Annotated in this window: 1 protein-coding gene; it reads right to left on the minus strand. The window is 69.9% G+C overall.

Annotated features, from left to right (window positions below):
- Window positions 1-20: 20 nt before the first annotated feature.
- Window positions 21-1,223 carry an IS110 family RNA-guided transposase gene (locus Aru02nite_RS36260; RefSeq protein ID WP_203665079.1) on the minus strand — a complete coding sequence of 401 codons (1,203 nt, stop codon included), beginning with the start codon at window positions 1,221-1,223 and terminating at the stop codon, window positions 21-23.
- Window positions 1,224-1,423 lie beyond the last annotated feature (200 nt).

Raw genomic sequence — 1,423 nt, forward strand, 5'->3', positions numbered from 1 at the left:
AAGGAGTCTCAATGAGGAAGTCAAGCCGCTTGCGTGACCGGCGGGTGGGGGGTGAACTGCCGGTTGTCACGCAGCAGGGCCCACAGCACGGTGACGCGGCGGCGGGCCAGGGCGATGACGGCTTGGACGTGTTTGAGTCCTTGGGCGCGTTTCTTGAGGTAGTAGTCGCGGTTGGGCCCGTCGCGGATGATGGCGGTCTGGGCGGACAGGTAGAACACGCGGCGCAGCCTGCGGCTGTATCGCTGGGGGCGGTGCATGTTTCCGGTGCGGCGGCCGGAGTCGCGGGGCACCGGGACCAGGCCGGCGGCGGAGGCGAGTCTGCCGTGGTCGGTGTAGGTGGCAAGGTCGCCTGCGGCGACGATGAACTCGGCGCCGAGGATGGGGCCCATGCCGGGCAGCGATTCGATGATGCCGGCTTGCGGATGCTGGCCGAAGGTGTCGCGGATCTGGCTGTCGATGTCGTGCAGGCGCTGGTCGAGGGCGAGGATCTGGCGGGCGAGGTCGGCGACGATGCCGGCGGCGATGGTCTCGCCGGGCACGGTGGTGTGTTGGGCTTGTGCTGCGGTCACAGCCGTGGCGGCCATCTGGTCGGCGCCGCGGACCCCGCGGCTGGCCAGCCACGCGGTCAGGCGGGCCGTGCCGCGGCGGCGGATCGCGGTCGGGGTTTGGTAGCTGGTGAGCAGGACCAGGGCGCCTTTGCGGGCCGAGTAGTCGAAGCTGCGTTCCAGGGCGGGGAAGATCCCGGTCAGAGTGTCGCGCAGCCGGTTGATCAACCGGACCCGGTCAGCGACCAGGTCGGTGCGGTGCGCGGTCAGCAGCGCCAGGTCCGCCGCGAGCTGGGCGGGCACCGCCAGAACAGCAAGGTCGGTGCGTACCCGGGCGGTCTCGGCGATCACGTAGGCGTCCCGGGCATCGGTCTTCGCCTCGCCCCGGTAGGCGCCGGTCATGCGGTTCACGACACGGCCGGGCACATACACGGCCTGCTGGCCGTGCGCGGCCAGCAGCGCCAGCAGCAGCGCCGAGGCGGTGCCGCCGATGTCGATCGCCCAACACACCTGGTCGGCCAGATCGAGGATGTCGCCGATCGCGCCCAGGATCGCCGTCTCGTCGTTGTCGATCTTCCGCGACCACACCGTGGATCCGGTCTGGTCGACCACGACCGCCCAGTGATGCGCCTTGCCCGCGTCGATACCCGCCCACACCCGGGCCTGTCTGCCGTTCAACCACGCCTCCTCGACACCAGCCAGCACCACTCGGCCCGAGGAACACCCCGCCGTCGTCTCCGTAAACAGCGACTACACCGCGCATCTCAATCAGCAGCCAGGGCGTCCCGGAGAACCGGACGGCCACTCCTTCGGAGCCACGACAGGCAAGACACCGTCAGCCACATCCGGTCCTCCCGGACCGCCTAACAACTTACGGA

Origin of the sequence: Actinocatenispora rupis (assembly GCF_016861975.1) — a bacterium.
Lineage (GTDB): Bacteria > Actinomycetota > Actinomycetes > Mycobacteriales > Micromonosporaceae > Actinocatenispora > Actinocatenispora rupis.